21 protein-coding genes, 1 pseudogene and 1 riboswitch are annotated in these 23,077 nt (G+C 69.9%); of the genes and pseudogenes, 14 read left to right on the top strand and 8 right to left on the bottom strand.

The window, feature by feature from the left end:
- Positions 1-84: 84 nt before the first annotated feature.
- The 5 genes from AB0E78_RS28270 (at position 85) to AB0E78_RS28250 (ending at position 5,107) form a co-directional block, all read left to right on the top strand.
- Positions 85-462: a YraN family protein gene (locus AB0E78_RS28270; RefSeq protein ID WP_361838023.1), complete on the top strand. Its 378-nt coding sequence runs from the start codon at positions 85-87 to the stop codon at positions 460-462.
- A complete protein-coding gene (locus AB0E78_RS28265; protein WP_361838020.1) occupies positions 462-2,081 on the top strand; it encodes a YifB family Mg chelatase-like AAA ATPase in 1,620 nt (539 codons plus the stop codon). Before AB0E78_RS28270 ends, AB0E78_RS28265 begins: the two co-directional genes overlap by 1 nt.
- Complete coding sequence (gene dprA / locus AB0E78_RS28260) at positions 2,078-3,244, top strand: DNA-processing protein DprA (RefSeq protein ID WP_361838017.1); 1,167 nt, start codon at positions 2,078-2,080, stop codon at positions 3,242-3,244. Before AB0E78_RS28265 ends, dprA begins: the two co-directional genes overlap by 4 nt.
- A gap of 328 nt (positions 3,245-3,572) precedes the next feature.
- On the top strand, positions 3,573-4,418 hold the full coding sequence (gene whiG, locus AB0E78_RS28255; protein WP_361838014.1) for an RNA polymerase sigma factor WhiG: 846 nt from the start codon (positions 3,573-3,575) through the stop codon (positions 4,416-4,418).
- Between the two features lie 131 nt (positions 4,419-4,549).
- The gene (locus AB0E78_RS28250; RefSeq protein ID WP_361838470.1) at positions 4,550-5,107 is read left to right on the top strand and encodes a helix-turn-helix domain-containing protein; all 558 of its coding nucleotides are present in this window, start codon (positions 4,550-4,552) and stop codon (positions 5,105-5,107) included.
- A gap of 175 nt (positions 5,108-5,282) precedes the next feature.
- On the opposite strand, the pseudogene AB0E78_RS28245 reads toward AB0E78_RS28250, so the two are convergent.
- Positions 5,283-5,867 (bottom strand): annotated as a pseudogene (locus AB0E78_RS28245) (M23 family metallopeptidase); the annotation flags it as partial.
- 290 nt (positions 5,868-6,157) lie between these two features.
- Here AB0E78_RS28245 and rpsB point away from each other — a divergent pair.
- From rpsB to AB0E78_RS28220, 5 genes are all read left to right on the top strand, one after another.
- Entirely contained in the window at positions 6,158-7,108 is a 951-nt protein-coding gene (gene rpsB / locus AB0E78_RS28240; protein WP_361838011.1) for a 30S ribosomal protein S2, read from the top strand.
- A gap of 93 nt (positions 7,109-7,201) precedes the next feature.
- Positions 7,202-8,038, top strand: a complete 837-nt coding sequence (gene tsf, locus AB0E78_RS28235; RefSeq protein ID WP_361838008.1) for a translation elongation factor Ts — start codon at positions 7,202-7,204, stop codon at positions 8,036-8,038.
- Positions 8,039-8,224: 186 nt separating this feature from the next.
- On the top strand, positions 8,225-8,986 hold the full coding sequence (gene pyrH, locus AB0E78_RS28230; protein WP_361838005.1) for a UMP kinase: 762 nt from the start codon (positions 8,225-8,227) through the stop codon (positions 8,984-8,986).
- Positions 8,987-9,136: 150 nt separating this feature from the next.
- Positions 9,137-9,694, top strand: a complete 558-nt coding sequence (gene frr / locus AB0E78_RS28225) for a ribosome recycling factor (RefSeq protein WP_361838002.1) — start codon at positions 9,137-9,139, stop codon at positions 9,692-9,694.
- 41 nt (positions 9,695-9,735) lie between these two features.
- Positions 9,736-10,827: a phosphatidate cytidylyltransferase gene (locus AB0E78_RS28220; RefSeq protein ID WP_361837999.1), complete on the top strand. Its 1,092-nt coding sequence runs from the start codon at positions 9,736-9,738 to the stop codon at positions 10,825-10,827.
- Positions 10,828-10,913: 86 nt separating this feature from the next.
- Here AB0E78_RS28220 and AB0E78_RS28215 read toward each other — a convergent pair whose 3' ends face one another.
- Positions 10,914-11,372 carry a hypothetical protein gene (locus AB0E78_RS28215; RefSeq protein WP_361837996.1) on the bottom strand — a complete coding sequence of 153 codons (459 nt, stop codon included), beginning with the start codon at positions 11,370-11,372 and terminating at the stop codon, positions 10,914-10,916.
- A gap of 149 nt (positions 11,373-11,521) precedes the next feature.
- On the opposite strand from AB0E78_RS28215, the gene rlmN reads away from it, so the two are divergent.
- The 4 genes from rlmN to AB0E78_RS28195 all read left to right on the top strand — a co-directional run bounded on the left by rlmN (position 11,522) and on the right by AB0E78_RS28195 (position 16,736).
- Positions 11,522-12,628, top strand: a complete 1,107-nt coding sequence (gene rlmN, locus AB0E78_RS28210; protein ID WP_361837993.1) for a 23S rRNA (adenine(2503)-C(2))-methyltransferase RlmN — start codon at positions 11,522-11,524, stop codon at positions 12,626-12,628.
- 54 nt (positions 12,629-12,682) lie between these two features.
- Positions 12,683-12,800: riboswitch (TPP riboswitch) on the top strand.
- A gap of 83 nt (positions 12,801-12,883) precedes the next feature.
- Entirely contained in the window at positions 12,884-13,978 is a 1,095-nt protein-coding gene (locus AB0E78_RS28205; protein ID WP_361837990.1) for a thiamine ABC transporter substrate-binding protein, read from the top strand.
- A gap of 68 nt (positions 13,979-14,046) precedes the next feature.
- On the top strand, positions 14,047-15,657 hold the full coding sequence (locus AB0E78_RS28200) for an iron ABC transporter permease (protein WP_361837987.1): 1,611 nt from the start codon (positions 14,047-14,049) through the stop codon (positions 15,655-15,657).
- A complete protein-coding gene (locus AB0E78_RS28195) occupies positions 15,657-16,736 on the top strand; it encodes an ABC transporter ATP-binding protein (RefSeq protein ID WP_361837984.1) in 1,080 nt (359 codons plus the stop codon). The genes AB0E78_RS28200 and AB0E78_RS28195 overlap by 1 nt, the downstream gene beginning before the upstream one ends.
- Before the next feature lie 265 nt (positions 16,737-17,001).
- Here the strand turns inward: AB0E78_RS28195 and AB0E78_RS28190 are convergent, their stop codons facing one another.
- The 6 genes from AB0E78_RS28190 to AB0E78_RS28165 form a co-directional block, all read right to left on the bottom strand.
- Positions 17,002-18,171 (bottom strand): LOG family protein, encoded by a 1,170-nt coding sequence (locus tag AB0E78_RS28190; protein ID WP_361837982.1) that lies wholly within the window; start codon positions 18,169-18,171, stop codon positions 17,002-17,004.
- A gap of 109 nt (positions 18,172-18,280) precedes the next feature.
- Complete coding sequence (locus tag AB0E78_RS28185; protein WP_361837979.1) at positions 18,281-18,685, bottom strand: VOC family protein; 405 nt, start codon at positions 18,683-18,685, stop codon at positions 18,281-18,283.
- A gap of 165 nt (positions 18,686-18,850) precedes the next feature.
- Complete coding sequence (locus AB0E78_RS28180; protein ID WP_361837976.1) at positions 18,851-20,065, bottom strand: hypothetical protein; 1,215 nt, start codon at positions 20,063-20,065, stop codon at positions 18,851-18,853.
- Entirely contained in the window at positions 20,047-20,931 is an 885-nt protein-coding gene (locus AB0E78_RS28175) for an ATP-binding cassette domain-containing protein (RefSeq protein WP_361837973.1), read from the bottom strand. Before AB0E78_RS28175 ends, AB0E78_RS28180 begins: the two co-directional genes overlap by 19 nt.
- A gap of 236 nt (positions 20,932-21,167) precedes the next feature.
- Positions 21,168-22,547: an aspartate aminotransferase family protein gene (locus AB0E78_RS28170; protein ID WP_361837971.1), complete on the bottom strand. Its 1,380-nt coding sequence runs from the start codon at positions 22,545-22,547 to the stop codon at positions 21,168-21,170.
- Positions 22,532-23,044, bottom strand: coding sequence for an Lrp/AsnC family transcriptional regulator (locus tag AB0E78_RS28165; protein ID WP_249592806.1), 513 nt, complete (start codon positions 23,042-23,044; stop codon positions 22,532-22,534). Before AB0E78_RS28165 ends, AB0E78_RS28170 begins: the two co-directional genes overlap by 16 nt.
- Between the last annotated feature and the right edge of the window lie 33 nt (positions 23,045-23,077).

Below are 23,077 nucleotides of genomic sequence, written 5' to 3'. Positions count from 1 at the left end.
GTTATCCACAACGCGTGAGTCGTCCACCAAGATCCACAAGGTCCGGGGCTGAGTCCCAGTGTGGGTGTCGGAGGTGGTTCCGACATGAACGCACGTGGGGCAGTCGGGCGGTACGGCGAAGATCTGGCCGCGAGGCGGCTGGGCGAAGCCGGGATGACGGTTCTGGAGCGCAACTGGCGCGGCGGCAGAACCGGCGAGATCGACATCGTGGCCTTGGACGGCGAGGCGCTCGTCGTCTGTGAGGTCAAGACGCGCAGAGCCCGCCTGGTCGGCCCGGGGATCTTCCAGCACCCGATGGAGGCCGTGGGCCAGGCCAAGGCGGAGCGGCTGCGGCGGCTCGCCGAGCGCTGGATCGAGGAGCGCGGCGGCCCACCACCCGGCGGTGTGCGCATCGACCTGGTCGGCGTGCTCATCCCACGCCGTGGCGCCCCCGTCGTGGAGCACGCGCGGGGGGTGGCCTGATGGGATTCGCGCGTACGTGTTCCGTGGCTCTGGTCGGCGTCGAAGGCGTGGTCGTCGAGGTGCAGGCCGATCTGGAGCCGGGCGTCGCGGCGTTCACGCTGGTCGGGCTCCCGGACAAGAGCCTCACGGAGAGCAAGGACCGGGTCAGGGCCGCCGTGGTCAACTCGGGCGGGGAGTGGCCCCAGAAGAAGCTCACAGTGGGCCTCAGCCCGGCCTCGGTGCCCAAGAGCGGCAGCGGATTCGATCTCGCGGTGGCCTGCGCGGTGCTCGGTGCGGCCGAGCGGATCGATCCGCGGACCCTCACCGACATCGTGATGATCGGCGAGCTGGGACTCGACGGGCGGGTGCGGCCGGTCAGGGGCGTGCTGCCCGCGGTCCTCGCGGCGGCGGACGCGGGCTATGAGCAAGTCGTCGTACCGGAGTGCACGGCGGCCGAGGCGGCGCTGGTGCCGGGGGTCTCGGTGCTCGGGGTGCGCAGCCTGCGGCAGCTGATCGCCGTGCTGACCGATGAGCCGGTGCCGGAGGAGGAGCCCGACGTGCCGGGGCGGCCCGACCCGATGCTCGCGGGGCTCTGTGTGCCCGGGACCGGTATCGGCACGGGGCTCAGCGGCGGTCTGGACGACGCCCTCGCCCTGGACCTCGCTGACGTCGTCGGACAGACCTCCGCCCGGACCGCCGTGGAGGTGGCGGCCACGGGCGGGCACCACCTCTTTCTGCAGGGCCCGCCGGGCGCGGGGAAGACGATGCTCGCGGAGCGGCTGCCGGCGATCCTGCCCCGGCTGACCCGGGAGGAGTCCCTGGAGGTGACGGCCGTCCACTCCGTGGCGGGCATGCTGCCGCCGGGCAAGCCGTTGGTGGACACCGCGCCGTACTGCGCGCCGCACCACTCCGCGACGATGCAGTCGCTGGTGGGCGGCGGCAAGGGAATCGCACGGCCGGGGGCGGTGTCGCTGGCTCATCGTGGCGTGCTCTTTCTCGACGAGGCGCCGGAATTCAGCACCCAGACCCTGGACTCCTTGCGCCAGCCCCTGGAGTCGGGCCATGTGGTGATCGCTCGCAGCGCGGGAGTGGTGCGACTGCCCGCGAAGTTCCTGATGGTGCTCGCGGCCAATCCCTGTCCCTGCGGTCGGCACACCCTGCTGGGCGACGGCTGCGAATGCCCGGCATCCGTCATCCGCCGCTATCAGGCGCGGCTCTCGGGCCCGCTGCTCGACAGGGTGGACCTGAAAGTAGAGGTGGAGCCGGTGACGCGATCCGAGCTGGCCGGGTACGGCACTCCGGGGGACTCCACACAGACGGTCGCCGACCGGGTGCGCGGCGCGCGGGAGCGAGCCGCGGCCAGGCTGGCCGGCACCGGCTGGCGGACGAACAGCGAGGTGCCGGGCCATGCCCTGCGCACACGGTGGCCCGCCGAGCCGGGTGCCCTGGACGCCGCCGAACTCGACCTGGAGCGTGGCTTCCTGACCGCCCGGGGGCTCGACCGGGTCCTGCGGGTCGCCTGGACCGTCGCGGATTTGGCAGGCCGTGACCGGCCAGGAGCTCAGGACGTCGCCCTGGCGCTGCAGCTGCGTACGGGGGTGTCGCGGGGCGTTCCGATGGCGATCGGGGCGCTGACATGACCGAGGCTGCGGACCCCTCCTCGGAGGAAGAGCGGCTGGCGAGGGTCGCGCTGACCCGGATCCTCGAACCGGGGGACGAGGTGGGCGGGCGGTGGCTGCGCGAGGCCGGGGCCGTGGAAGTGGTGCGACGGCTGGCCGAGGGGGAGGAGCGGCTCGACAGGGTGACACCGGCCCGGTGGGAAGGGCTGCGGGCGCGGGCCACGAACGCGCGGCCCGAGCGGGACCTGGCGGTGGCGCGGGACGCGGGGGTGCGGTTCGTGTGCCCGGGGGAGGCGGAGTGGCCCGTCCAGCTGGACGACCTCGGGGACGCGCGGCCGGTGGGGCTGTGGGTGCGGGGGCAGCCCAGCCTGCGGATCTGGGCGCTGCGGTCGGTGGCGGTGGTCGGCGCGCGGGCCTGCACGGAGTACGGGGCGCATATGGCGGCCGGGCTCGGCGCGGGGCTGGCCGAGCGGGGCTGGGTGGTCGTGTCGGGCGGCGCCTATGGAGTGGACGGAGCCGCGCACCGGGGAGCGCTGGGGGCCGGCGGGGCCACGGTCGCGGTGCTCGCGTGCGGGGTCGACCGGGCCTATCCGCGAGGACACGCCGAGTTGCTCAGGAGGATCGCGGAACAGGGTCTGCTGGTGGGGGAGTTGCCGCCCGGGGACCATCCCACACCGAGCAGATTCATCCTCCGGAACCGCGTGATCGCCGCTCTGACCCGGGGGAGTGTCGTCGTCGAGGCCGCTTACCGCAGTGGTGCGCTCGCCACGGCGCGCAGTGCGCGGGAGCTGGGACGGTTCACGATGGGGGTACCGGGCCCCGCGACGAGCGGGCTCTCCGCCGGGGTGCACGAACTGTTGCGCCGGGACGGAGTCCTGGTGACCGACGCGGCGGAAATCGTCGAGCTGGTGGGCGACATGGGCGAGCTGGCCCCGGAGCGGCACGGCCCCGTCGTACCGCGCGATCTGCTCGCCCCCGATGCCGCGCGCGTCCTGGCGGCGCTGCCCGCCCGGGGCAGCGCGTCGCCCCGGGAGATCGCGCTCGGAGCGGGCACGGTGGTGGACGTGGCGATCGGTCGGCTGTACGAGTTGCGCTCTCTCGGGTTCGTCGAACGACACGGCGACGGCTGGCAGTTGACACGCCAGGCGATTGTGTCGGTCTCGCCAAAGGGGGAGGGTCCGTGACCGAACGTGTTCGGCCGTCTGGATGAACCCCCGATGGCCTTGGGAATGGCCGCAGTTGACGCTTTGCGGTCGTCACGCACGGCGACGGGAGGTGCTCGGTGGGGCGGCCAGCGGAACGTATCTGCGTACGCGGGATCCCTTACTGTTCGCACACTGCGACACTCCAGTCACGCTACGCTCACAAGGATTCCGACGCGGACAGGCAACCACAGGCAAGCAGACGGACAACCTCATTCACTTCACGCAAGCTCACCACCTCCCGGGCGCGGGCGAATCCATCGGCCCGCACGACCTCACCACTTCACGGCAGAACGGCTCAAGGCAACACATGCCCCAGCACACCTCAGGGTCCGATCGGGCGGCGGCGGTTCCGCCCGCTGCCCGTAGCGGCGAGCGGGAGCGGCCCCCCGCCCCCTCGTCGCTGGACGAGCTGTGGCGGTCGTACAAGGACACGGGGGACGGACGGCTGCGCGAGCAGTTGATCCTGCACTACTCACCCCTGGTGAAGTACGTCGCGGGCCGGGTCAGCGTGGGGCTTCCGCCCAATGTCGAGCAGGCGGACTTCGTGTCGTCCGGGGTGTTCGGGCTGATCGACGCGATCGAGAAGTTCGACATCGAGCGGTCCATCAAGTTCGAGACGTACGCGATCACCCGCATCCGGGGCGCGATGATCGACGAACTCCGGGCGCTCGACTGGATTCCCCGGTCCGTGCGGCAGAAGGCACGCAACGTCGAGCGGGCCTACGCCACGCTTGAGGCGCAGCTGCGGCGCACGCCGTCGGAGAACGAGGTCGCCCACGAGATGGGCATCGCCGTCGAGGAACTCCACACCATTTTCAGCCAGTTGTCGCTGGCGAACGTGGTGGCCCTGGAGGAGCTGCTGCACGTCGGTGGCGAGGGCGGCAACCGGCTGAGCCTGATGGACACCCTCGAGGACACCGCGGCCGACAACCCCGTGGAGGTCGCCGAGGACCGCGAACTCAGGCGGCTGCTCGCGCGCGCGATCAATACGCTCCCGGAGCGCGAGAAGACGGTCGTCACGCTCTACTACTACGAGGGACTGACGCTCGCCGAGATCGGAAACGTGCTCGGGGTGACGGAGAGCCGGGTGAGCCAGATCCACACGAAATCCGTGCTGCAGCTGCGGGCGAAGCTGGCGAGTTTCGGCCGCTGAGCGCGCTGAATCGTCCCTGCCCCGGCCTGTGCCGTGCGGCACGGCCGCCGGGTTCCAGGGGGTGGATCGACTCCCGTCCTGGCGGCCACGTCCGTAGAGTGGAGGGCGTGCCAAGGATTCGAGCGGCCTCTGTGGCCGAGCACCGGTCGATGCAGCGCGGCGCCCTGCTGGACGCTGCGCGGTCCCTGCTGTCCGAGGGCGGTACGGAGGCGTTGACCTTCCCCGCCCTCGCTGAACGCACGGGGCTCGCACGGTCGTCCGTGTACGAGTACTTCCGGTCGCGTGCCGCGGTCGTGGAAGAGCTGTGCGAGGTTGACTTCCCCGTCTGGGCGGCGGAGGTCTCCGCCGCGATGGAGGGGGCGGACTCCGCCGAGGGCAAGGTCGAGGCGTACGTCCGGCGACAGCTCGACCTGGTGGGGGACCGGCGCCACCGGGCCGTAGTCGCGATCTCCGCGGCCGAGCTGGACGCGGGCGCGCGGGAGAAGATCCGGGCCGCGCACGGCGGGCTCGTCGCCATGATCGGCGAGGCGCTGCGCGAGCTCGGGCACGCGGAGCCCCGGCTTGCGGCGATGCTCCTCCAGGGCGTCGTGGACGCGGCCGTGCGGCGCATCGAGCTGGGCGCCGCGGAGGACCCCTCCGCCATCACCGAGGCAGCCGTCGCCATGGCCCTGCGGGGCGTCCGGGGCTGAACCCTCGCTCACCGAAGCGGGGCAGCGGGATGCCGCGTGCTCGCAGCGGGGCGCTGTGCGCCCGTAGCAGTGTGTTGTGCACCCGCAGCGGCGCCTCGCACCCACGGCGGGGCAGTACGTGCCCCTGCCCAGCCCCGCCCGGAGCCCACCCCCCCCACGCCCACGGCAACACCCGCGGCAGCGGCACGTCGGTCATCGGCAGCAAGCGGGACGTTCCGCGGCGCAGCAGCCATGGTGGTAGCAGCGACAACGGGTTCAGGTATGTCTTGGCCCTCAGCAGGCCCCAGTGGAGGCAGCTGCTCGCGCAGTGGGTCCTGGGGAGTTCCAGTACCCCCAGCGCCTCGCCCGGCGTCACCTCGGCGCCCTTCTTGACCGTGGCCCGCACCGGCTCGTACGTCGTGCGCAGCGGTGGATCACCCGTGCCCGTCAGTTCCACCGCGACCACTCCCCGGCCGGCCACCCGACCCGCGAAGGAGACCTTGCCCGCAGCCACGGCCCGGACCACCGAGCCCGGCGGCGCCCCGAGGTCCACGCCCCGGTGCCCCCGGCCGTACTCCGTCGCCGGGGGCTCCCAGCCCCGTACGACAGGGGGCCGCACCCCCACGGGCCACACCCCCGCCACCTTCGGCACCGGCTCCCTGGCAGTACCAGAACCAGCACCAGCAGCCCCAGCCGGCAGCACCCCCGCCGTGATCACCACCACGGTCAGCACCACCAAGCTCAGCCCGATCCGCCGCCTCTGCCGTACCCCTCGTCGCATGTGAGACATGGCAGAACCGTCCCGCGCCGGGCCGTTCCGCGGGGATCATGGCGCGGATCTGTGGATGACCAGCCGCTTGTGGACAGCGGCGTCACCCGCTGCCTCGCGGGTCCCGTACACTTCTTGTGGCGATCCGGGTCACCGGGTCGACTTCGCACGCCCCGACATCAGGCCCTCAAAAGCCGGATGCCAGCGCCTCTCGGTCCTTTGTGGCACGGCGCATCGCGGGCGTCAGGCGCGACCGCCATCCGGCGGACGCGGCACAACCGAGAACACCAAGGAGTACGGCCATGGCCGTCGTCACGATGCGGGAGCTGCTGGAAAGCGGCGTCCACTTCGGTCACCAGACCCGTCGTTGGAACCCGAAGATGAAGCGCTTCATCTTCACGGAGCGCAACGGCATCTACATCATCGACCTGCTCCAGTCGCTGTCGTACATCGACCGCGCCTACGAGTTCGTCAAGGAGACCGTCGCCCACGGCGGCACGGTCATGTTCGTCGGCACGAAGAAGCAGGCGCAGGAGGCCATCGCCGAGCAGGCGACCCGCGTCGGCATGCCCTACGTGAACCAGCGCTGGCTGGGCGGCATGCTCACCAACTTCTCGACCGTCTACAAGCGCCTGCAGCGCCTCAAGGAGCTCGAGCAGATCGACTTCGAGGATGTGGCCGCGTCCGGCCTCACCAAGAAGGAGCTGCTCGTCCTCTCCCGCGAGAAGGCCAAGCTGGAGAAGACCCTCGGCGGTATCCGCGAGATGTCCAAGGTGCCCAGCGCCGTCTGGATCGTGGACACCAAGAAGGAGCACATCGCGGTCGGCGAGGCCCGGAAGCTCAACATCCCGGTCGTCGCCATCCTCGACACCAACTGCGACCCCGACGAGGTCGACTACAAGATCCCGGGCAACGACGACGCGATCCGCTCCGTCACCCTGCTCACCCGCGTGATCGCCGACGCCGTCGCCGAGGGCCTCATCGCCCGTTCCGGCGTGGCCACGGGCGACCAGAAGCCGGGCGAGAAGGCCGCCGGCGAGCCGCTCGCCGAGTGGGAGCGCGACCTGCTCGAGGGCGAGAAGAAGGCCGACGAGCCCAAGGCTGACGAGGCCAAGGCCGACGAGCCGAAGGCCGAAGAGGCCGAGGTTCAGAAGTCCGCCGAGACGGAGAAGGCCGCCGACGCCGAGCAGGCCGAGGCCCCCGCCGAGGTTGCCGCCGCCGAGGCCCCCGCCGCGGAGACCGAGCAGGCCTGACCTTCACAGGTTCGGTAGTTGACGGCGGGGGCCAGCAGGCCCCCGCCGTTCACCCGTAGATCTTTCAGACCTCCGAAAGAGAATTTCAGGATCATGGCGAACTACACCGCCGCTGACGTCAAGAAGCTCCGTGAGCTCACGGGCGCCGGCATGATGGACTGCAAGAAGGCGCTCGACGAGGCCGACGGCAGCGTCGACAAGGCCGTCGAGGCCCTGCGCATCAAGGGCCAGAAGGGCGTCGCCAAGCGCGAGGGCCGCTCCGCCGAGAACGGCGCCGTGGTTTCCCTCATCGCCGACGACAACACCTCCGGCGTCATCGTCGAGCTGAAGTGCGAGACGGACTTCGTCGCCAAGGGCGAGAAGTTCCAGGCCGTCGCGAACTCGCTGGCCGCGCACATCGCCAAGACGTCCCCGGCCGACCTCGAGGCGCTGCTCGCGTCCGAGATCGAGTCCGGCAAGACCGTCCAGGCGTACGTCGACGAGGCCAACGCCAACCTCGGCGAGAAGATCGTCCTCGACCGCTTCGCCCAGTTCGCGGGCACGTACGTCTCGGCGTACATGCACCGCACCATGCCCGACCTGCCCCCGCAGATCGGTGTCCTGGTCGAGCTGGACAAGGCGGACGCCGACCTCGCCAAGGGCATCGCGCAGCACATCGCCGCCTTCGCGCCGAAGTACCTCTCCCGTGAGGACGTTCCGGCCGAGGTCGTCGAGTCCGAGCGCCGCGTCGCCGAGGAGACCACCCGCGCCGAGGGCAAGCCCGAGGCCGCGCTGCCCAAGATCGTCGAGGGTCGCGTCAACGGCTTCTTCAAGGAGGCCACCCTCCTCGGTCAGCCGTACGCGCTCGACAACAAGAAGTCCGTCCAGAAGGTTCTGGACGAGGCCGGTGTCACCCTGAAGCGCTTCTCGCGCATCAAGGTCGGCATCTGAGTCCGTACCGCGATCGACGGTAGACCCCGCTAGGGTCGACAGCGGTCGCCCGCGTACCCACGCAGTACGCGACGTACGACCGCAGGATCTGACGAGGAGGCCATTGCCGAGCATGGGATGCGAACAACACCCCACCGGCAGTGGCCTTCTTCGTATGTGCGCCGAGCAAAAAGAAGCGAGAACTCCATGACCACCAAGGCCGACACAAACAGTGGTGACGACAAAGTCGCCGGTCGTTTCCTGCTGAAGCTCTCCGGTGAGGCATTCGCCGGCGGGGGCGGCCTTGGCGTCGACCCCGACGTGGTGCACGCCATCGCCAAGGAGATCGCCGCGGTCGTCCGGGACGGAGCCCAGATCGCGGCCGTCATCGGTGGCGGCAACTTCTTCCGTGGCGCCGAACTCCAGCAGCGCGGCATGGACCGGGCCCGTTCCGACTACATGGGCATGCTCGGCACGGTCATGAACTGCCTTGCCCTGCAGGACTTCCTGGAGAAGGAAGGCATCGAGTGCCGCGTCCAGACCGCCATCACGATGGGTCAGGTCGCGGAGCCGTACATCCCGCTGCGCGCCGTCCGGCACCTGGAGAAGGGCCGTGTGGTCATCTTCGGCGCAGGCATGGGCATGCCGTACTTCTCCACCGACACGACCGCGGCGCAGCGCGCCCTGGAGATCGACGCCGAAGCCCTGCTCATGGGCAAGAACGGCGTCGACGGTGTCTATGACTCCGACCCCAAGACCAACCCGGACGCGGTGAAGTACGACGCGCTCGGGTACGGCGAGGTCATCACCCGCGACCTGAAGGTCGCCGACATGACCGCGATCACGCTGTGCCGCGACAACAAGTTGCCCATCCTGGTCTTCGAGTTGCTCTCCTCCGGAAACATCGCGCGTGCCGTCAAGGGTGAGAAGATCGGCACACTCGTGGGCGACGGGGGCACCCGCGCCTGATCTCGGGGACGCCCTCCGAGGGATGGACAAAGCCCTGCCGGTCGGACACGGTGCAGGGAAAGAGACGCGACGCAGCCGACACCCCATGGACTCCCCCTACTTCACCGTGTGGGGGCGCCCCAGCCCACTCACAACACGCAGGAGCAAGTGGTGATCGAAGAGACCCTCCTCGAGGCCGAGGAGAAGATGGAGAAGGCCGTCGTGGTCGCCAAGGAGGACTTCGCCGCGATTCGCACAGGCCGTGCGCACCCGGCGATGTTCAACAAGATCGTGGCTGACTACTACGGCGCCCTTACGCCGATCAATCAGCTGGCCTCGTTCTCGGTGCCCGAGCCGCGGATGGCCGTGGTGACCCCGTTCGACAAGAGCGCGCTGCGCAACATCGAGCAGGCGATCCGCGACTCCGACCTCGGCGTCAACCCCAGCAATGATGGAAACATCATCCGGGTGACGTTCCCCGAGCTGACGCAGGACCGCCGCAAGGAGTACATCAAGGTCGCCAAGACCAAGGCCGAGGACTCCAAGATCTCGATCCGCTCCATCCGCCGCAAGGCGAAGGAAACGTTCGACAAGGCGATCAAGGACGGCGACATCGGCGAGGACGAGGGCCGTCGCGCGGAGAAGGAGCTCGAGGACGCGACCGCGAAGTACGTCGCTCAGGTGGACGAGCTGCTCAAGCACAAGGAAGCCGAGCTGCTCGAGGTCTGAGGGCTGAGGGCTCGAAGTCTGAGGACTGAGGAATCCGATCCGTGAACGACTCTTCCTGGGGGGCGCCTCCCAGAGCCGGGTACTGGGGGCCGCCCGACCAGGGCCCTGCTCAAGGGGCTGCCCCGGCAGGTCCCGCGTACGATGCGCATGACGCCCTGTATCCAGCAGAGACGCAGCCCATGCCCATCGTGCCTGACATGCCTGAAGTACCCCAGGAGCCCATGCCCAGCGCATCACAGCCCGCCCCCGAGGCGCCGCGCACGCCTCAGACGCCTCAGGCACCACAGGTGTCTCAGACGCCTCAAGCGCCGCAGAAGAAGAGCGCGGGCCGTGATCTCGGGGCGGCCATAGGAGTCGGCGTGGGGCTCGGCGCGGTGATCATCGCGTCGCTCTTCATCGTGAAGGCCGTCTTCATCGGCGTCATAGCGGTCGCCGTCGTGGTCGGCCTCTGGGAGCTCACCTCGCGGCTCCAGGAGCGCAAGGAGATCAAGGCGCCGCTGGTCCCGCTGGCGGTGGGCGGCGCCGCCATGGTCGTCGCCGGATACGTCCGTGGGCCCGAGGGCGCCTGGGTCGCCATGGCGCTCACCGCGCTCGCGGTGCTCGTCTGGCGGATGACCGAGCCGCCCGAGGGCTATCTGAAGGACGTCACGGCAGGCGTCTTCGCGGCGTTCTACGTCCCGTTCCTCGCCACGTTCGTGGCGATGATGCTCACCGCGGACGACGGCGCGATGCGGGTGCTCACGTTCCTGCTCCTGACCGTGGTCAGCGACACCGGGGCGTACGCGATCGGCTGGCGCTTCGGCAAGCACAAGCTCGCCCCGCGCATCAGCCCCGGCAAGACCCGCGAGGGCCTGGTCGGAGCGGTGACGTTCGCGATGGCGGGTGGCGCGCTGTGCATGGAGTTCCTGATCGACGGCGGCACGTGGTGGCAGGGGCTGCTCATCGGCCTCGCGGTCGCCGCGAGCGCGACGCTCGGGGACCTGGGCGAGTCGATGATCAAGCGTGACCTCGGCATCAAGGACATGGGCACGCTGCTGCCGGGACACGGCGGCATCATGGACCGCCTCGACTCACTGCTGCCGACCGCACCGGTGGTCTGGCTGCTGCTGGTCATCTTCGTCGGGTCCGGCTGACCTGCGCTTGTGTACGTGAGGGGCTCGCCGTCCAGCTGGACGGCGAGCCCCTTTTCGCATGCCGCGCGCAGTGTGCCGTACGCCGCTTACTTCAGCTTGTGGCACGCCTTCTGCGAGAGGTTCTTCCACTGCACACAGACCAGCGTGCCCTTGCGGAGCTTGGGCCCCGTGGTGGTCCCGACCTTGCCCCACTCGACCTCGGCGGCGTTGCCGTGCGGAACCGAGTGGGCCTTGCGCCAGCTCTTGCCGACGTGGGTCGAGCCGCCCGGCTGCTTGTACAGCCAGCGGGCCTTACCCGCCTTGTACGGAGACCTGGCCGACTGGACGTAGTTCAGGCCACGCTTGGTGGACCCCTTCTTGTTCCAGTAGAAGAAGGAGACCGAGTAAGCGCAGGTCCTGCCGCTCTGCTTCACGCAGCGCACTTCCTGGTGCTTGCTGACCGCCGCGGCCCGGACCCCGGTCCCGGCGTGGGCCGGTGCCGCGGTCGTCACGGCGAGCGCCGCGGTGGCGCCGATCAAGAGCGCCTTCCCCGTTTGATTCAACACGTGCTGATTACCTCCAGCGAAGTTGATGTTGTCAGGGAAGACTCTAGTGATCTATGTCAGGCACATGACAGACCTTCGGCCGACCGGTTCTCAGCGCCGCCGTGGGTGGACAGGGGAGGGCTCTCATCGTCTGCGACACTGGAAGGACCATGCCTGTACCCGGAGAACTCACCTTTGTCGCGCCCCGCGGAGCCAAGAAGCCGCCGCGGCATCTCGCCGACCTCACGCCCGCCGAGCGCAAGGAAGCCGTTGCCGCTGCCGGCGAGAAGCCGTTTCGCGCCAAGCAGCTTTCGCAGCACTACTTCGCGCGGTACGCGCACGACCCGGAGCAGTGGACCGACATTCCCGCCGGTTCACGTCAGAAGCTTCAGGAGGCGCTGCTTCCCGAGCTGATGTCCGTGGTGCGGCACATCAGCTGTGACGACGACACCACGCGCAAGACGCTGTGGCGGCTCTTCGACGGGACGCTCGTCGAGTCCGTGCTCATGCGCTATCCGGACCGCGTGACGATGTGCATCTCGTCGCAGGCCGGGTGTGGGATGAACTGTCCGTTCTGTGCCACCGGGCAGGCCGGGCTCGACCGGAATCTGTCGACCGCCGAGATCGTGCACCAGATCGTTGACGGGATGCGCGCGCTGCGGGACGGGGAGATCCCTGGAGGGCCCGCTCGGCTCTCCAACATCGTGTTTATGGGGATGGGCGAGCCTCTTGCCAACTACAACCGGGTGACCGGGGCGATTCGCAGGCTGACCGATCCCGAGCCGGACGGTGTGGGCCTCTCGCAGCGTGGCATCACCGTGTCGACCGTCGGTCTGGTGCCCGCCATCCACCGGTTCGCCGACGAGGGCTTCAAGTGCCGCCTCGCCATCTCGCTGCACGCGCCCGACGACGAGCTCCGCGACACCCTCGTACCCGTCAACACGCGCTGGAACGTGCGTGAAGTGATGGACGCCGGGTGGGAGTACGCCGCCAAGTCGGGGCGTCGCCTCTCCATCGAGTACGCGCTGATCCGCGACATCAACGACCAGGCCTGGCGCGGTGACCGCCTCGGGCGGCTGCTGAAGAACAAGCCCGTGCACGTGAACCTCATTCCGCTGAACCCGACGCCCGGGTCGAAGTGGACGGCCTCGCGGCCCGAGGACGAGAAGGCCTTCGTGGACGCCATCGCCGCCCATGGCGTGCCCGTCACGGTTCGTGACACCCGTGGCCAGGAGATCGACGGGGCGTGCGGTCAGCTCGCCGCGTCGGAGCGCTAGCCCGCCGGGCGATAGGCTGGCCGAAACACATCTTCATAGCCGGAACACATCTTCATATTCCGACAGGGGAGCGCCACAGCGCTGAGAGTGCGGCAGCCAAGGACAGGTTGGCCGCAGACCCTCTGAACCTTGCCCGGGTCATTCCGGGTAGGAAGTTCGGACATCACTCAAGCTGTTGCGCCCTGCCCGCGGACCGGTCCGATCCGGTCTGTTCCGCGGGCAGGGCCGCGTCTCTTCCTGGTCACTCCAGGAGGAATGAACTCAGTGAGCACCACCAAGAAGGTCACGGTCACCGCGGTCGCGGTGAGCATCGGGCTCGTCGCGCTCTCCGCGTGCGGCAGCTCGTCGGACAGCGGCGACAAGGCCGACTCCAAGAGCGTCACGCTCGTCAGCCATGACTCCTTCAACGTCTCCAAGGACGTACTGAAGGCGTTCGAGAAGAGCTCCGGCTACAAGGTCAACGTGCTGAAGGACGGCGACGCCGGTGCGGCCGTGAACAAGGCGATCCTGTCCAAGGACAACCCGCAGGGCGATGTCTTCTTCGGCGTCGACAACACCCTGCTCTCGCGCGCGCTCGACAACGGTCTCTTCCAGTCGTACGAGGCCAAGGGCTCGGAGAAGGTCGGGCCGGAGTTCCGGGTCGACGGGGACAAGCACCGGGTGACGCCCGTCGACAGCGGCGACATCTGCGTCAACTACGACAAGAAGTACTTCGCCGACAAGAAGCTGGCGCCGCCGAAGTCCTTCGCGGATCTGACCAAGCCCGCCTACAAGGACCTGTTGGTCACCGAGAACGCCTCGACCTCCTCGCCCGGCCTCGGATTCCTGCTCGGCAGCGCCGCGCAGTACGGCGACGACGGCTGGCAGGGCTACTGGAAGAAGCTCAAGGCCAACGGCGTCAAGGTCGTCGACGGCTGGGAGCAGGCCTACAACGAAGAGTTCTCCGGGTCCGCCGGCGGCAAGAAGGCCAAGGGCGACCGGCCGCTCGTCGTCTCGTACGCCTCGTCGCCGCCCGTCGAGGTGCTCTACGCCAAGCCGCAGCCCAAGCAGGCGCCGACCGGCGTCGCGACCGGCACCTGCTTCCGGCAGGTCGAGTACGCGGGTCTGCTCAGCAACGCCAAGAACGAGAAGGGCGGCAAGGCGCTGCTCGACTTCCTGATCGGCGCCGAGTTCCAGAAGGACATGCCGCTGAACATGTTCGTGAACCCGGTGCGGGAGAAGACCGAGCTGCCCGAGCTGTTCGTCAAGCACGGCGTGAAGGTCGACGACCCGGAGACCATGGACCCGAAGAAGATCGCCGACAACCGTGATCAGTGGGTCAAGTCGTGGACCTCGCTCGTACTGAAGTAAGCGGATCCCCTAAGGGGAGCGCTTCCCGTAAGGGGCGCTCGCGCGGGGGCGCGGCGCGGCTCGGTCTGATGGCCGTGCCCGTCGCGTTCTTCGCGGTCTTCTTCGCCTATCCGGTCGCCGCGATCGTCGCGCGCGGCTTGAAGGTGGGCGGGGCGTGGCAGTTCGGGCGGATCGCGGAGGTCGTCGGGCAGTCCGACGTCCGGCACGTGCTGTGGTTCACCACCTGGCAGGCGCTCGCGTCGACCGCGCTCACGCTGCTGATCGCGCTCCCCGGCGCGTATGTCTTCGCGCGCTTCGAGTTCAGGGGCAAGCAGGTGCTCCGGGCGGTCGTCACGGTGCCGTTCGTGCTGCCGACGGTCGTCGTCGGGACCGCGTTCCTCGCGCTGCTCGGCCGGGGCGGGCTGCTCGACGAGATGTGGGGCGTGCGCCTCGACACGACTGTGTGGGCGATCCTGCTCGCGCACGTCTTCTTCAACTACGCCGTCGTCGTACGGACGGTGGGCGGGCTCTGGTCGCAGCTCGACCCGCGCCAGGAAGAGGCCGCGCGGATGCTCGGCGCCTCGCGGTGGACCGCGTGGCGGACCGTGACGCTGCCCGCGCTCGGGCCCGCGGTAGCCGCCGCCTCGCTCATGGTCTTCCTGTTCACCTTCACCTCGTTCGGTGTGGTGCAGATCCTCGGCGGGCCCGCGTACTCGACCCTCGAGGTCGAGATCTACCGGCAGACCGCCCAGCTCCTCGACCTGTCCACGGCCGCCGTCCTGACGATCGTTCAGTTCGTGGCGGTGGGCTTGATCCTCGCCGTGCACGCGTGGACGGTGCGCAGGCGGGAGAGTGCGCTGAAGCTCGTCGACGCGTCCGGGGTGGCGCGGCGGCCGCGCGGCGCGGGGCAGTGGGCGCTGCTGGGCGGGGTCATGCTCACCATCGCCGTGCTGATCCTGCTGCCGCTCGGGGTCCTGATCGAGCGGTCACTGAGCACCCCCGACGGCTACGGCTTCACCTACTACAAGGAACTGACATCGGCGGAGGGCGGGGCCTTCCTCGTCCCGCCGATCGAGGCCGTGTGGAATTCGCTCCAGTACGCGCTCGCCGCCACCGCCATCGCCCTGGTGGTCGGCGGGCTCGCGGCGGCGGCGCTCACCCGGAGGGCCGGCCGCCTGGTGCGCGGCTTCGACGCGCTGCTGATGCTGCCGCTCGGGGTGTCCGCGGTGACGGTCGGCTTCGGGTTCCTGATCACGCTGGACAAGCCGCCGCTGGACCTTCGGTCCACGTGGATCCTGGTGCCGCTCGCGCAGGCGCTGGTGGGCGTGCCCTTCGTCGTACGCACCATGCTTCCCGTCCTGCGCGCGGTGGACGGACGCCTGCGCGAGGCGGCCGCCGTGCTCGGAGCGTCGCCGCTGCGGGCGTGGCGTGAGGTCGATCTGCCGATGGTGAGACGGGCACTGCTGATCGCCGCCGGGTTCGCCTTCGCCGTGTCCCTGGGGGAGTTCGGCGCGACGGTGTTCATCGCGCGGCCGGACAACCCGACCCTGCCGGTCGCCGTGGCCCGCCTCCTGGGGCGGGCCGGTGAGCTCAACTACGGGCAGGCGATGGCACTTTCGACGATCTTGATGGTGGTGTGCGCGGTGTCGCTGCTACTGCTCGAACGCCTCCGTACCGACCGCACGACTGGGGAGTTCTGATGGGTGTGGGTGTGGGTGTGGGTGTGGGGTCGGGGCAGGGTGCGGGGCTGCTGACTCTGGCTGATGCGACCGTTCGGTTCGGGGCGCGGGCCGTGCTCGACGGGGTCGGGCTTGACGTCGAGGAGCACGAGATCGTGTGCGTGCTCGGGCCGAGCGGCAGTGGCAAGTCGACGCTGTTGCGGGCCGTCGCCGGGCTCCAGGAACTCGACGGCGGGCAGGTTCTGCTCGACGGCCGGGACCAGCGGGGGGTGCCCGCGCACAAGCGGGGCGTCGGCCTGATGTTCCAGGATCACCAGCTTTTCCCGCAGCGGGATGTGGCGGGCAATGTGGCCTTCGGGCTGCGGATGCACGGCGTATCGCGGGGTGAACAGGCCGACCGGGTGGCCGAGTTGCTCGAACTCGTGGGGCTGCCGGGTGCGCAGCGGCGGGCCGTCGCCTCGCTCTCGGGCGGGGAGCAGCAGCGGGTCGCTCTCGCGCGTGCGCTCGCGCCCAGGCCGCGCCTGCTGATGCTCGACGAGCCGCTCGGGCAGCTCGACCGTTCGCTGCGGGAACGCCTTGTCGTCGAACTCCGTGAGCTCTTCGACGAGTTGGGTACGACGGTCCTCGCGGTTACGCACGACCAGGGTGAGGCGTTCGCGCTCGCGGACCGGGTCGTGGTGATGCGGGACGGGCGGATCGCCCAGTCCGGTACGCCCCTTGAGGTCTGGCGGCATCCTGCGGACGAGTTCGTGGCGCGGTTCCTCGGCTTCGACAACGTCGTCGACGCGACGGTGGCGGGGGAGGTGGCGGACACCATCTGGGGCAAGATTCCGGTGCCGGTCGCGGGGGCCTCGGAGGGGGTGAGGGATGGGCGGTGCCGGGTGTTGGTGCGGCCCGCCGGGGTGCGGCTCGTGGGCGCGGACGAGGGGCTGCGGTGCGTGGTGACGGCGCGGACGTTCCGGGGGACCCATGTCGCCGTTCACCTGGAGCCTGCGGAGGGGCCGCGGCTCGAGGCGGCCTGTGCGTTGCGGGATGCGCCTGGGGTGGGGGAGACGGTGGGGGTTGCGTTCGACGCGGGGGATGTCGTGGTTCTGGGCTGAGGCGGGGCGGGGTGCGGGTGGGCGGGCGGTATTGAGGTGTGGGTGTCTGCGGGGTGTGCCTAGGGTTCGGCCCATGAAGACAGGGGAGTACGACCGCCAGTGCGCCGAAGTCGCTGTTCACCGGCTCCGCCGAGTTCGTCCTCAAACGCCGGACGGGCTGAACAGCTCACCGGACGGGCTGGAGAAGCTCACGCCGGACGGGCTGCAAAGCTCACCGGACGGGCCGGAAAAGCCCCCCGGGCGGGGGGCTGGATAGGACAGGACGTCAGTCCGTCGGGAGTGATGCCAAGGTGGCCGGGGCGTCCTCCACCTTGTCCACCAGCGCGATCCTCGACTCCATCGTGCGGCCCCGCGCCAGCGCCTGCAGCAGGGGCCAGGCCGGGAGGTGGTTCGTCCAGTGGTCGTGGTTGACCAGGATCATGGGGGCCGGTTCGCCGCGGGACTCGTAGTAGTTCGGGGTGGCCGCGTCGAAGATTTCCTGGAGCGTGCCCGCCGCGCCGGGGAGGAAGATCACGCCCGCGTTCGAACGGGCCAGCAGGCCGTCCTCGCGGGTGGCGTTGGCGAAGTACTTGGCCAGGTGCGTGGCGAAGGCGTTCGGCGGCTCGTGGCCGTAGAACCACGTGGGGATGCCCACCGACGCGCCGCCGGACGGCCACCGCTCGCGGACGTCGAAGGCCGCCCGCGCCCATTCGGCGATCGACGGGCTGAAGGACGGCGCCTTGGCGAGCAGTTCGAGCGCCTCGTCCAGCATCTCGTCGCGGAAGACGGACGCGTACGCGCCCAGGTTCGCCGCCTCCATCGCGCCCGGACCGCCACCGGTGGCGACCGTGAACCCGGCGCGGGCGAGCGAGCGGCCGAGCCGGGCCGCACCCTCGTACTCCGCGGTGCCGCGGGCCATCGCGTGGCCGCCCATCACGCCCACCACCCGCGCGCTGACGAGCAGTTCGTCGAGTGCGTCCGAGATCGAGTCGTCGTGGATCGCGCGGAGCATCGAGGAGAAGACGTCGCCGTCGGCCTTGGTCTCCTGGAACCACGCGTACGCACCGGCGTCAGGAGTCGCCTCGTACCCACCGTCGGAGAGCCCCGCGAAGAGTTCTTCCGGCGTGTAGAGCAGGCCGCGGTACGGGTCGAACGGCAGGCCGGGTACGGGTGGGAACACCAGCGCCCCGGCGGCCCGCATCGCGTCCACCGCGTCCTGCTCCATCGGGCAGCCGAGGAATACCGCGCCCGTGGCGTCGCAGGCCCGCAACGCGGACGTACGCGCCGTCAGGTCTATGGCCTGGACGCGGCACCCGGCGAGCGAGCCGCTCGCCGCGACCTCGTCGAACTCCTCCAGCGACTCGATCTCGCGGTCACCGCCCGGCAGTTGGGGCGAGGGCGCGGTGCCGGACGCGGACGTCGTGGACGCGGATGCGGATGCGGGAGTCGGCTGCATTCGCCCATGCTAAGCAGGCGATGCCGGGCGGTGAACCTCAGCCCAGAGCTGCGCATCCCGGTTCCACGCCCGCGGACCCCAGCCCCGCGGACCGCAGCCCCGCGGACCCTCAGCCCTGGACCTCGGACGGGTCCATCCACATGATCTCCCAGGTGTGGCCGTCCAGGTCGTCGAAGGCGCGGCCGTACATCATGCCGTAGTCCTGTGTCTTGCCCGCCGTGCCGCCGGCCGCCAGCGCCTTGTCGACCAGCTCGTCGACCTTCTCGCGGCTCTCGGCGCTCAGACACAGCAGCGTCTCGCTGGTCGACCTCGGGTCCGCGATCTGCTTCTCCGTGAACTGCTGGTAGTGCTTCTTGCTCAGCATCATCGCGACGATCGTGTCGCTGATCACGACGCAGGCGCAGTCGTCCGTCGTGAACTGCGGATTGATCGTGTAGCCGAGCTCCGTGAAGAACTTCTTCGAGCTGTCGACGTCGTTCACGGCGAGGTTCACGAAGATCATCTGCTGGTACATGAGGTGTCTCCCGTTGCGGTGAGTTCAGCGTGGTGCGTGCGTCCCGTGTCTTACGGAGGGGTAGACGTACGTTCGACGCGGAACTCATCGCTTGTCGCGGATTTTCTTTTCGCCTCAGCTCGCCGGGACGCCGGCCGCCTCCCTCCGCGTGCCGGGCGCGGGCTCTCAGCCCGCCAGCGGTAGCGCCGCCAGCTGCGCGACCACCCAGGTCAGCGGGCCGAACACGGCCGCGAGCGCGCCGGCCCGCAGTGCGGCGGTGCCGCGCAGCATCGATGCCGGAGCTCCGAGCTGGAGCAGCGCCGATGTCGTGTCCGAGCGCGCGTGCTTGGCCTCGATCGCGGCCGTGGCCAGGGTGAGGACGGCGCAGCCCGCCACGAGCAGCGAGCCGAGCGTGGTCAGCGGGCCGATGTCCGGCCGGTCACCGGAGTAGAGCGTGAGCGCCGCGTACGCCGCGGAGCCCACCACACAGAGCACCCCGAGCGGCCGCCCGATCCGTCGGGCCTCCTCCTGCAGCCCACGCCCGGCAAGGAGCCGCATCGCGCCGGGCCTGACCGCCTGCAGGATCCGCCCGCAGAGATGGGTGAGGCCGGGTCCCGCGAGGGCGAGGGCGAGCGCCGTCAGCGCCCATCCGGCGAGCACACCCGCGGGGCTGCCGGTCAGGCCGCCCGGCATGCTCAGGTCCGAGGCGCCGGGGGAGCGGCTCGCGTACGTCTCGACGGCGAGGCCCGCGGCGAGGAGCGCGACCCCCCAGGGCAGTCCGCTCGGCGGGGCGGCGGGTGCGTTCGGGTCCGCCGGCTCCACCTGCCCGGCACCGTCGCGCGCACCGGACCTGGCGCCGGACTTGGCTCCCGGCTTGCCGCCCGGCTTGGCGGTCCTGGGCCGCAGTACGGCCGCGCTGGCCGCGGTGGCGGTCAGCGGGACCAGGGCGAGCAGGGTGAGCGCCGCGCCGATGGGCAGCGGCTGCCCGGCGGCGAGCAGGCCCGCTGACGCTCCGTCGAACGGCAGGCCCGTCAGATCGCCCCGCAGGTGCAGGAAGAACAGGAGCGCGACCATCGAGCCGAGCGTGCACGCCACGGCCGTGGAGATCGCGGCGAGCACCGAGAGCCTGGCCGGACCGAGCCCGACCGCGGAGAGCCCGGAGCGCGGCCTGGTCGACGGGTCGGTGCGCGCGACGGTGACGGCGAAGTACACGGTGGCGGCGACCGGCGCGGCGCACCAGGCGAGCCGCAGCACGGCCCCGCCGGACGCGTCCGGGTGCCCCATCGCGTACCCCAGCGTGCACAGCAGCAGGAAGCCGGTGCCCGCCGACGCCGCGGCGACGAGCAGCCTGCGCAGCTGGACCAGGGGATGAGCCCCGCGGGCTAGACGGAGAGCGAGCACGCTGCCCGGCCTTCCGCATCGTCGGAATCGCCCTCGGCGGAAGCGGAAGCGGAGCCACCCCCGCCACCCCTGCCACCCCCGCCATCCGCGGCTTCTCCGGCCTCCGCACCACCCTCGGCGCCCGCGCTGCCCGCACCACCCTCGGCCCCGCCCCTCGCCGCGAGCCCACCCGATCCCGGCAGGTGCACCGTGTTCACGCGCCTCCCGTCGAGCAGCGTGACCGTCCGGTCGGCGAGGGCGGCGACCTCCGCGTCGTGCGTGGCGAGGACGACCGTGATGCCGTGCGAGCGGGCCGCGGTCGTCAGCGTGCGCAGGACGTGGGCGCGGTCGGCGCGGTGCAGCGGCGCGGTCGGCTCGTCGGCGAAGATCACGGACGGCATCGTGACCAGGGAGCGGGCGATGGCGATGCGCTGGCGCTGGGCCTGGAGCAGCGCGTGCGGCCGCTTGCGGGCGCAGTCACCGATGTCGAGGCGGTCGAGCCACTCCTGGGCGGAACTCCTGGAGACCTTGTGCGACGTGCCGCGCAGCATCAGCGGCATCGCGACGTTCTCCCAGGCCGTGAGCTCGGGCACGAGGTGCGGCTCCGGGTCGATCCAGCCGAAGCGGTCGCGGCGAAGGCGTTCGCGGACCACCGGCCCCATCGTGTGCACCGGCGTGCTGTTGAACCAGACCTCGCCCTGCTGGGCCAGGAGCTGGCCGGAGAGGCAGCGCAGCAGGGTCGTCTTGCCGCTGCCGCGCGGGCCGGTGACGGCGAGGATCTCGCCCTCGCGCACACCGAGCGATACGCCGGTGAGCGCGGGCGAGCCGTTGTGTGAGACGTGGAGGGCGCGTGCCCACAGCACGTCGTTGTCCGGCGGGGCCACCATCACGTACACCTCGGTTCAGATCAGTTTGCCTCCCCCGTACGGGGGAACGAAGGCGGGGCCGATCGGTCACTGGGCACGCTAGGGATCCAGGCCGCGCTGCCTGGAAACGACGCGGCCCGGGGGCGCCCGTTCTCACTCGAACGGGCGCCCCCGGGGCCGGTGTTGATCACTCGATCACACTATGGATCCCTGAGGGACGTCGTGCTTCCCTGTGGATCCACGCGGACCTCCGTGGATCAGAGCTTCGTCCACGCCTCCGTGAGGACGTGGCGCAGGATGCCCTCGATCTCGTCGAAGGTCTCCTGGGTGGAGATCAGCGGCGGGGCGAGCTGGACGACCGGGTCGCCACGGTCGTCGGCGCGGCAGTACAGGCCGTTCTCGTACAGCGCCTTGGAGAGGAAGCCGTACAGGACGCGCTCGGTCTCCTCGTCGTTGAACGTCTCCTTGGTGGCCTTGTCCTTCACGAGCTCGATGCCGTAGAAGAAGCCGTTGCCGCGGACGTCGCCGACGATCGGCAGGTCGTGCAGCTTGCGCAGGGTCTGGTAGAACGCGTCCTCGTTGTCGAGTACGTGCTGGTTCAGGCCCTCCTTCTCGAAGATGTCGAGGTTGGCGATGCCGACCGCGGCCGAGACCGGGTGGCCGCCGAAGGTGTAGCCGTGCAGGAAGGTGTTGTCACCCTTGTAGAACGGCTCGGCGAGCTTGTCCGAGATGATGCAGGCGCCGATCGGGGAGTAGCCCGAGGTCATGCCCTTGGCGCAGGTGATCATGTCCGGGATGTAGTCGAACTTGTCACAGGCGAACATCGTGCCCAGGCGGCCGAAGGCGCAGATGACCTCGTCGGAGACGAGCAGCACGTCGTACTTGTCGCAGATCTCGCGGACGCGCTGGAAGTAGCCGGGCGGGGGCGGGAAGCAGCCGCCCGCGTTCTGTACCGGCTCCAGGAACACGGCGGCGACCGTCTCGGGACCCTCGAAGAGGATCTCCTGCTCGATCTGGTCGGCGGCCCAGCGGCCGAAGGCCTCGGGGTCATCGCCGTGGATCGGGGCGCGGTAGATGTTCGTGTTCGGCACCTTGTGCGCGCCCGGGACGAGCGGCTCGAAGGGGGCCTTGAGCGCGGGCAGACCGGTGATGGACAGGGCGCCCTGCGGGGTGCCGTGGTAGGCGACCGCGCGCGAGATGACCTTGTACTTCGTGTGGTTGCCGGTGAGCTTGTGGTACTGCTTCGCCAGCTTCCACGCGGTCTCGACGGCCTCGCCGCCACCGGTGGTGAAGAAGACCTTGTTGAGGTCGCCGGGCGCGTGGTTGGCCAGACGTTCCGCCAGCTCGACGGCCTTCGGGTGGGCGTAGCTCCACACCGGGAAGAAGGCCAGCTCCTGAGCCTGCTTGTACGCGGTCTCGGCGAGCTCGTGACGACCGTGACCGGCGTTGACCACGAACAGGCCGGAGAGGCCGTCGAGGTACTTCTTGCCCTTGTCGTCGTAGATGTAGGTGCCCTCGCCACGCACGATGGTGGGCACGGGTGCGTTCTCGTAGTCCGACATGCGGGTGAAGTGCATCCACAAGTGGTCGTACGCGGTTTGGCTGAGGTCCTTGCTCACGGCTATCGGGTTCCCCACATATAGGTCTGCTTCTTGAGCTTCAGGTAGACGAAGCTCTCGGTGGAGCGCACGCCGGGGAGGGCGCGGATGCGCTTGTTGATCACTTCGAGAAGGTGGTCGTCGTCCTCGCAGACGACCTCCACCATCAGGTCGAAGGAGCCCGCGGTCATGACCACGTACTCACACTCGGCCATGGCCGTCAGCGCCTCCGCGACCGGATCCAGATCGCCCTCGACGTTGATGCCGACCATTGCCTGCCGCCTGAACCCCACGGTGAGCGGGTCCGTGACGGCGACGATCTGCATCACGCCCTGGTCGAGCAGCTTCTGGACGCGCTGGCGCACGGCCGCTTCGGAAAGGCCCACGGCCTTGCCGATGGCGGCGTACGGACGGCGTCCGTCCTCCTGAAGCTGTTCGATGATCGCCAGGGAGACGGCGTCGATGGACGAAGAACCGTTCCCTTGTCGGGAACTGCTGGAATCTGCGCTGCGACTGGCCACGACCCCATGGTGCACAGGACTCGTCGGTTCCGCAAGGTCAGATCGATG

The sequence above is a fragment of the Streptomyces sp. NPDC032198 genome, from assembly GCF_040636975.1.
Taxonomy (GTDB): Bacteria; Actinomycetota; Actinomycetes; order Streptomycetales; family Streptomycetaceae; genus Streptomyces.
Note: the sequence above shows the minus strand (reverse complement) of the source record. Positions and strands in the feature narration are given on the sequence as shown.